An 8,168-nucleotide genomic window follows, 5' to 3' on the forward strand; every position below is an offset into this window, starting at 1 on the left:
TGCAGTTCCTCGTGCAAAGCAAAGTCAGGCTTACTTTTTCTGTGCTTATTCTTTTCCTTACTCAACTGTTTACTTTCGTTAGATTTTGTTTCAAACGTTTTGTAATAGACCTCAATATTTCTATCACATTCTGCTATTTTTTCTTGATAAATATTATATAGTTCAAATTCTTGCTTTAGCGTGAATACATGTTCCTCTCTATAATCGCCAGCTAACGCTTTTGCTATAGTAGACTGATCATTTTTTATTCGTGCATCCCTGAATTGAGCCAATTTCCCAGAATCTCTTTCGCCTTTAATTATAGCCTTGATAATTTTCATACCAGTTACTTCTGTTATATCTCTTATAACTCTATGCAGTTGTATATTCATTTGAATTAATGCCTTCTGCATACGCAGAACATGTGTAGATGCACTTTCAGTGAGGTTCTTACGTTGTCGCACGTAACTACGCAATACACACATCTGGCTATCTGGCCTAAATGACCCTTGGAGTAATCCATAACTATGTAGTTGTTGTAACCACTGACAGTCCTGAACATCTGACTTTCTCCCAGGTACATTTTTTACATGTCGCGCATTTACCAACTTAACTTCAAAACCGTAAGATTCCAGTATTTGAAACAAAGGAATCCAATATACACCAGTTGATTCCATCGCTACGGTTGTAACTTTACACTTTTTTAACCACCTTGCTAAATTATGAAGGTCTTCAGTGAAGCAGCCAAATTTTTGAACACGTTGCTCATCTCTTCTCTCGGGTATACATACATAATGTACAGCCGAACCAACATCTATCCCTGCTGCATCAGGATTCATTACCTCTAATTTACTTTTTGTCATTGTAATTGACCTCCTATAACTTATAATGAAGAAGTATTTAAGCTTGGGACGGTTAGATTATACAATCTTCTAATCGAGGTAGTTGTAATAGACTCCATCAGTGGTTTAACCGTTCCTCCAAAACCATGCTCCCAAACGGGCACTCTAGCACCATTGAGCGTTCCGGTTATAACTGCAAAAATACTTCTTAATAAATTATATTTAAAAATTGTTATAGCACTGGATAAAATAGTTTCTTTCAGGTTTAACAAGATTTTTCCTTGTTCGATGCTCCTAAAAGAGTAATGAATATTGATTATATTGACCAAAATAATGTAAGTATTAGATCGGATATGAAATTACCAATATTTTTCCAAAGGAGTGATGGTAAAGCTGGTGACAAGGTGTGTGATCTATCCAGCTCAATTGAATTCACACTTGAATCTCAAGATGGGAAAGAGGGTGTAATATATAAAGATGGTAAATTGTCACTTACTGTTCCTAAGAGACTGAAGGACTATAATATAGGTGATAAAAACTTGTTTGACGTTATAAAAGAGTGTTTTCAGAAGTTTTGCGAGAGGCTTGGATTTTTTAAAATAAAAATAGAGCATGGCTTGGATAAGCCACAAAAAGTGAACAGCCATCTGGAAAATATGGAACCGCCCATTCATAGCAATGAGCATGGAAATACACCTGGAAACTAACAATTAAAATATTTCAAGCGCTGTTAGCTTGTTTGCACAATCAATTACTTCAGAACTTGGGAACTGGTTTTTAAACCAAGTGTACTGGCGTTTTGCGTAGTGTCTTGTGTTTGTTTGAGCAATCTGTATCGCTTCGTCTAAAGTAATCTCACCTTTCAAATACTTTACAATTTCTGGCACTCCATGTGCTTTCATGGCTGGCAAATGTGGAGCTAAGTTCATACTAAGTAGCTTTTTTACTTCATCAATTGCTCCATTTTCGATCATTTTGATAAAACGAGAATTTATTTTTCTGTATACGTTTTCACGCTCAGGCAGAATTGTATATATCTTAAAATTATTGAATAAAGGAGGCTGTCTATTTTCTTGCCATACAAAGATTGTCTTACCAGTTTCAGTGATAACTTCAAGTGCCCTTGAAAGGCGGTGCAAGTCATTCATGAATACTTTACCTTGAATCCTTGGATCTTTGCTTAGCGCTAATTTGTAAAACTCCTCTTTACTTAAATTTTTCCTTAATTCGCTTACATTTTTCCTCACTTTCTGACTTATTTGTGGCATTGATGATAAGCCTTTGATTAAACTGCTGATGTAAAGCCCGCTTCCTCCAGTGATGATAGGTATTTGAGCATTTTCTAATGCGTGATTAACTTCTTTTTCTAAATCCTCTAACCATAGACCCACGGAATAATTTTCTTTTGCTGAAACATAACCATATAATTTATAAAATTCTTCTTGCTTTAGTGGTTGAGCAGTAATTATGGGAATTTCTTCATATACCTGCTTTGAATCACAATTTATTATGCTGATATTATTATATTTTTTTATCAGGTTATCACACAATTCTGATTTACCTGAAGCTGTAATTCCTGTAATAATTACTATATTATTTTTCATTTATATTAATTTAATTAACATATGATAGAGTGTAGTAAAAATTTGGGTCCTACAATCTAAAGTTTGGAGATTTTTATGGCAGAAAACAACGACAATAATTCATTTATTAAGCGTTTCACAAACAGGACTCCTGGCGGTACAGGGGAAGGTTTTTCCAGTAAGTATTCGTCTCAAAATACCAAAGAACGGGCATTGGGGAAAAAAGGAAAAATTTCTGAATTAGCAAACAAAAAAGCCGAATCCAAGGAAGCTTTTTCTGAAAGTGGCGGCATAAAAAGTAAAAGCAGAACTGTCAATGAAAGATCTTTTGCTGATGCAACAAAAAGAAGTAGGTCAGATCTTATATATTTAGTCCGTGGTAAAGATCGTGGAAAATCAGCGTGGCATTATGTATTAGTTGATAAAGAGAAAAGAGAAATGTTTCTAGCAAAAAGCAGAACTGGCTCTATAGATGTTGCAGACTATGGAAAGATTTTGTATTCAGGATGGGGAGAGGATCCACCACAGGCAATAGTTGATAAAGTCAATGAAGAGTTTGGGTTGTAGCAAGTCTGCATAACAAATGGTAAGCTGCGTTGCATTACGTTCACAAAAACTAGCAGTTACTATATAAGATACAATGCAACAAAATTGATCTAGTTGTTATGAATAAGTTTTTAGCTATATGGTATCTAAAATAATAAATGCAATACAGAACAACTTGTTAGTGTGTTTTCCAACAGAAACAGTTTATGCTCTTGCTTGTAATGCACTAGATAATGAATCTATAGGAAAAATATATCAGATAAAGAGGCGCTCTCAAAATAAGCCACTCTCCATATTTGTTAGTGATATTTACAATTTGATAAAAATAGCAAAGGTGAAGGAAAGATATATTGATTTAATAAACAACTTTTCTCCTGGACCGATTACCTATATTTTACCACTTAAAAACAATAATATATTGCCAAACGCATTCTTTAAAGATAGTATAGGCATCAGAATCCCTGAGCATCCTATTGCAATTTCAATATTAAATAAACTGAAAGTTCCAATAGTGGCAACTAGTATAAATATTTCAGGAGAAAAAAGTGTATGTAAGGCAGACGATATACCACAATCCATTAAGCAACATTTATCTGCAGTGATTGAAGATGATGAATTAGTTTCTGGTATAGAATCTACTATTATTGACTTAACCGAAGATAAGATTAAGGTTTTAAGGGAAGGTGCAATTTTATTATAAACAGTAACCAATGCATTTTCAAACTAAGATCTACAGGAGAAAGAATGAAAAAAGTAATAGGTCACAACCAAGCCAAAAAAAAATTAATGAACAACTTATCTGTTCAGTCTTGTCTGATCTGTGGTAAAAAAGGTATAGGAAAAGCAACGCTTGCAAAATCCTTCTCCAATTGGTTACTCATAAAAAGCTATAATGAAGTAGGATTGGACTTACACATTGTTGAAGGTGATACTATCGGAATAGAAAAAGTCAGAGAGATGAAAAACTTTCTACACTTAAGTCCCATTCAATCAGAACACAAAGTAGCTATAATAGATAGCTTAGAGGCAATGACTAATAACGCTAAAAATGCAATATTGAAAATATTAGAAGAGCCGCCAAAAAATTCTAAGATATTTATAATTAGCCATAAGCCATATGATATACAAACTACTATCCGGTGTAGGTGCTTTCAGCTAAATTTACTTCCATTAACTTATGATGAAACAAAGCAAGTTGCTTCATCTCAATGTAAATTTGATAATCAAACGTTTGACGAAATGATAACTTTATTTCCTGGAATGCCAGGAATGATAATAAATGCAATAAGTAGTGATGCTTATGAAGCATACAAATGCTTTTATAAATTTCTTCATGATTTAAAGAATCCCAATATGATTAATAAAGTAATTAATAGCGAAATCGAACTAGAACTAGCATCATATATAATTCAGGCCTTCATTTTAGAAAGCATAAAGAGAGAGGTAAATGGTGTTGAAATTTTACTAGGTCAGTGGAAAAAAATAGATGAACTTTTCGTTGTTGCTAAGCAACTTCACTTAGATAAAAAGCATGTTTTAGCTGATGTAGTTAATATCATGACATAAGTTTACAAAGTATAATACTTTTAACATAAATTCATGATAAAATTCTGTTAAATTAATACTCGAAGTATATAATTTGACTGATAATAAATTAACTGTATGGCAATCAATAGAAGTTTTGACGAAAGCCATACTAAACATGCAGAAAGAATTAAGTTCAATCAAGAATATAGCTTTAGACCAGGACGTCACCTTAGAAAAAGGAAAGGAGTTGTTAAGCGGCATTTATGAAGCAAATTTTAAGCTAAACAAGGCAATCAATATAGCTACTTTGCCAAAAGTTCGCTATCATATACTAAATGGTGAGCTTGTTGTACGTAATCATATCACTGAAGAGGAAGTAAAGATTCCTAGAGATTTTCATTACCTTAAAGTCATTAAATCCGATCTTGATGATTATAAATTAACGTTTTGTAATTTTTTAGGTAATGAGTTTTTTGAATATAAAAAGTATGATCCACAATATTCTGGCGTTTCAGATGAATATAAGTTTGTGGATTTTGGTAGTGTAAAAAGGACTCATAATCTGAAATTTAAGGAATATGTTGGTCATGCACCTAAGTTTTTTGCTGTAGAAGGGCCTATTGAGCCTGGATCTCAAAACCATGTGATTGATCTATTTAGGCTAGTCAAAAGTGGTAAAGGTAGCAGAGTAGGAGCCCTTGCTGATGAATTTGGTTATTTTGATGATCAAAATAAATTACATTATTATAATTATCACAAAAGTGCTGAAAGTAATATTTACAATCCTGAAAATTTCAGTGTAAAAATGATCAATGTAGATGTGAGCAAGATCGATAAATTCTACCTTATTGCGGAACAAGGTGATATAATCATTCATCCTATTTTGGGAAATTTAGACATATTTTAAAGTTTTTTGGAGTATCTAATCTTATTGTTATTATAGTTGGGTTTGGTAGCATTTTGTTATGGAAGATAAATTGCTTGAATCAGTAAAAAACAAAAGTTATTTCAGTAAAGCAGTCGAATGGTACTGCCATAGGTATCTATTTTGTGTAGCAGAAAGATCTTGGATGGCATTAATAGTATCGCTTCTCCTAGTATGCTTATGTTTATTAATATTAAACATATACCTGTTATTTCCTGTTAAAAAAAATTTAAATTTTGTGAAGTACATGAACCACACAGAAGATGAGTTCTCTGCAATGCATAAGCTTAGTTTCAGTAAAAAGGAAGATGAATACACTTCCACAGCGAGGTACTTAATAAGTAAATACATTGAAATATACGAGTCCATTAAGATCGTTGAACCGAAGTACCAAGAAAATTTTATAAGAAACAATTCTATACATAAAATCTATCAAGGCTTTCAGGAAAAAACGAATAAAGAAGCTGTTAGTTCACCTTCATCCAGAAGAAAAACTGCCAACATAAATGTAATAACATTATCTATTGATCGATCGACCAAGGACTTAGTTACATTTGCTGGAAATGCTACTGTAGTTTTTACAACCGAGCAAAATAAGGAGGTGAAAGATCATACTTTGGAGATTAGCTTCACTTTGTCGAGTATAAAAGCAACCCTGGCTGGTATAATACCATTTAAATTTATTGTTAATGGTTATAAATACAGATTTTGAAATATTACTTGGTAGCTAAAAAAAATAACTAAAGTGCATGTAGCAGTGATAACTGGAGGTAAAACTAGAAGAATTGGCGTTTTTTTAATCAAGGAATTCTGAGAAGGTTTTAAGAAAAAAGCATTGTAAATTATCGGTAAAAAGTACAGAGCGTTAAGTATAGTGCTAACAATTAACACTAGAGTTACAAACACAGAAAGTATTACATTGCCAGAGTTGAAAACAGCTTGAAAAATGAGAAATTTACCCCAAAAAGTCGGAGCAGGCGGCACCCCTATCATAGACAATGCACCTATAGCAAATGCTGTCATGCTAATTGGCATACTGCGTCCTATACCATGAATCTTATCTATATATTTCTCACCTGTTTTCGTTATTATTGCTCCGGCAATGAAAAACAAAGTGATTTTTGCAAATGCGTGGCAAACTAATTGAAAAATTGCAACCCTCATGCTGAGCTCACTAAAAATTGAAGCAAATAATATAATATACGACAATTGAGAGATGGTAGAGTAAGCAAGCAATTTCTTTAATTCTTTTTGCTTTAATGCAATCAATGATGCAGTAATAATAGTAAATCCAGCAGCGTATGGAAGCCACCCTCCAGCAAACCAATTTTGCTGCACAAAACGTTGCATGTTATCGACGCCGAAGGTGTATAATATAACTTTTATGATGATGAAAACTCCGGATTTTACAACAGCAACAGCATGTAATAGTGCACTCACAGGAGTTGGTGCAACCATTGCTTTTGGTAACCAAAAATGCATTGGCATTAATGCAGCTTTTCCTATTCCGTAAATCAGCATAGCAAAACACACTGCAATGAAAGTGATGAGTGAAGTATCAAATTTGAATATTCCACCACTTACAAAATCTAAAGTATGAAATTCATTATATAAGAGGCCTATTGCGGGAAAAAATAATACCAAAGAAGAAAAAAATAGCACGCCAAAGTAATAGCGTCCTGCAACTACTGACTCATTTGTTGAGTTGTAAGTAACCAGAGGGTATGTACTAATAGTTAGAAGCTCATAAAAGACAAATGTAGTGAGCAAATCTCCAGAAAAAGCAATAAACATTGCACAGCTAATTGATATTGAAAAAAAGCATAGAAAACTTGAGTGATTGCTATCAGCATAGTTATTTCGCATATAACATATTGCATATATGCTGGTTAGTACCCACAAAAATGATATTAATAAACCAAATATCACTCCACTAGACTCTAGCTTCAAACTAATATGCAAATTACTACCAAAGTCCATGAGAATAAATTGAGGATGATCACCATACACCAAATATAAAGTGCATAGAGATGTATACGCAAATAGAAGCATAGAAAAAGCAACAGTAACGCCACTGCTTACTCTTGGCCATTTACCAGTAAAAAAAATAGCTAACGCGCTTAAAAGTGGAATCAATGCAGTAATTAATAAATAATTCTCGGTAATTGAGAATGGTAAGGAAAGATACATTAAGATATAGTCCATTAAATTTTCTGTTTAGGTAAATCTAGAATTATACTCAAATCATAGAAAAACTGCTATTTTTTTTAGTTGTTGTATATGCTATAGCTATATCGCGATTCATTCCATGGCTGTACGAACATTTGTTTTTGTTAAACATAACAAAGATGTCATCCCAGTGCTTGACACTGGGATCCAGGAAAGTTTGCTTGTAAACTAGCATAGAAAAACGTTTTCGATGAGATTGCAGAAAGGCTGGATCCCAGATACAAGTGTCACGCACTGGCTACTTAACCGTCATACCGCCGCGGCGCTAACAAGAGATCCTGCTGCGGGATGACGGTTGTCGTTTAGCTATAAACATTAAGAAGTTTACCAAATAAAAAAAAAGGCAAAAGAAGCTCTAGTCATTGTCTATTTTCTGTATTGGCGTTTTTTTAAGTCTTAAACATTGCAATTTAGCTGCTTTTAAGTGCAACTCACCTTAGTTCAAATGTTTAAGAAATTTACTAAGCAGAAAAAAAGGCAAAAGAAACCCCGTGTTAGCTAGTTGTCACTCTCTAATCCTGCAAATTGGCGTACTAT

General features: G+C 33.3%; 10 protein-coding genes. 6 read left to right on the forward strand and 4 right to left on the reverse strand.

The genetic code is table 11. The annotated features are described in order from the left end of the window. Together OZD70_RS01705 and OZD70_RS01710 are read right to left on the reverse strand one after the other, a co-directional pair. On the reverse strand, window positions 1-848 hold an 848-nt coding region (locus tag OZD70_RS01705; RefSeq protein WP_275020111.1), incomplete at its 3' end, for an IS110 family RNA-guided transposase. A gap of 14 nt (window positions 849-862) precedes the next feature. Then, on the reverse strand, window positions 863-1,093 hold the full coding sequence (locus tag OZD70_RS01710; RefSeq protein WP_275020106.1) for a hypothetical protein: 231 nt from the start codon (window positions 1,091-1,093) through the stop codon (window positions 863-865). A 33-nt stretch (window positions 1,094-1,126) separates the two neighbouring features. Between OZD70_RS01710 and OZD70_RS01715 the strand changes: the two genes are divergently transcribed. After that, entirely contained in the window at window positions 1,127-1,528 is a 402-nt protein-coding gene (locus tag OZD70_RS01715; RefSeq protein WP_338062930.1) for a hypothetical protein, read from the forward strand. A gap of 3 nt (window positions 1,529-1,531) precedes the next feature. Here OZD70_RS01715 and miaA read toward each other — a convergent pair whose 3' ends face one another. Next, window positions 1,532-2,425 carry a tRNA (adenosine(37)-N6)-dimethylallyltransferase MiaA gene (miaA, locus tag OZD70_RS01720; protein WP_182183571.1) on the reverse strand — a complete coding sequence of 298 codons (894 nt, stop codon included), beginning with the start codon at window positions 2,423-2,425 and terminating at the stop codon, window positions 1,532-1,534. Window positions 2,426-2,500: 75 nt separating this feature from the next. On the opposite strand from miaA, the gene OZD70_RS01725 reads away from it, so the two are divergent. The 5 genes from OZD70_RS01725 (at window position 2,501) to OZD70_RS01745 (ending at window position 6,114) form a co-directional block, all read left to right on the forward strand. Further along, window positions 2,501-2,971: a hypothetical protein gene (locus OZD70_RS01725; RefSeq protein WP_275020439.1), complete on the forward strand. Its 471-nt coding sequence runs from the start codon at window positions 2,501-2,503 to the stop codon at window positions 2,969-2,971. 118 nt (window positions 2,972-3,089) lie between these two features. Next, on the forward strand, window positions 3,090-3,650 hold the full coding sequence (locus tag OZD70_RS01730) for an L-threonylcarbamoyladenylate synthase (RefSeq protein WP_275020442.1): 561 nt from the start codon (window positions 3,090-3,092) through the stop codon (window positions 3,648-3,650). Between the two features lie 44 nt (window positions 3,651-3,694). Further along, window positions 3,695-4,516, forward strand: coding sequence for an AAA family ATPase (locus OZD70_RS01735; protein ID WP_275020444.1), 822 nt, complete (start codon window positions 3,695-3,697; stop codon window positions 4,514-4,516). Between the two features lie 73 nt (window positions 4,517-4,589). Next, window positions 4,590-5,384, forward strand: a complete 795-nt coding sequence (locus OZD70_RS01740) for a hypothetical protein (protein ID WP_275020446.1) — start codon at window positions 4,590-4,592, stop codon at window positions 5,382-5,384. Between the two features lie 58 nt (window positions 5,385-5,442). Further along, window positions 5,443-6,114 (forward strand): VirB8/TrbF family protein, encoded by a 672-nt coding sequence (locus OZD70_RS01745; RefSeq protein ID WP_275020448.1) that lies wholly within the window; start codon window positions 5,443-5,445, stop codon window positions 6,112-6,114. Here OZD70_RS01745 and OZD70_RS01750 read toward each other — a convergent pair. Continuing rightward, window positions 6,096-7,607, reverse strand: coding sequence for a proton-conducting transporter transmembrane domain-containing protein (locus tag OZD70_RS01750; RefSeq protein WP_275020451.1), 1,512 nt, complete (start codon window positions 7,605-7,607; stop codon window positions 6,096-6,098). The genes OZD70_RS01745 and OZD70_RS01750 overlap by 19 nt on opposite strands. Window positions 7,608-8,168: the final 561 nt, after the last annotated feature.

Origin of the sequence: Wolbachia endosymbiont of Drosophila tsacasi (genome assembly GCF_028982115.1) — a bacterium.
GTDB classification, from domain to species: Bacteria; Pseudomonadota; Alphaproteobacteria; order Rickettsiales; family Anaplasmataceae; genus Wolbachia; species Wolbachia pipientis_B.

Coding starts and splice junctions, on each gene's coding strand:
- OZD70_RS01735 (WP_275020444.1), top strand. CDS start 3,695: ATGAAAAAAGTAATAGGTCACAACCAAGCCAAAAAAAAATTAATGAAC.
- OZD70_RS01725 (WP_275020439.1), top strand. CDS start 2,501: ATGGCAGAAAACAACGACAATAATTCATTTATTAAGCGTTTCACAAAC.
- OZD70_RS01730 (WP_275020442.1), top strand. CDS start 3,090: ATGGTATCTAAAATAATAAATGCAATACAGAACAACTTGTTAGTGTGT.
- OZD70_RS01715 (WP_338062930.1), top strand. CDS start 1,127: ATGAATATTGATTATATTGACCAAAATAATGTAAGTATTAGATCGGAT.
- OZD70_RS01750 (WP_275020451.1), bottom strand. CDS start 7,607: ATGGACTATATCTTAATGTATCTTTCCTTACCATTCTCAATTACCGAG.
- OZD70_RS01745 (WP_275020448.1), top strand. CDS start 5,443: ATGGAAGATAAATTGCTTGAATCAGTAAAAAACAAAAGTTATTTCAGT.
- miaA (WP_182183571.1), bottom strand. CDS start 2,425: ATGAAAAATAATATAGTAATTATTACAGGAATTACAGCTTCAGGTAAA.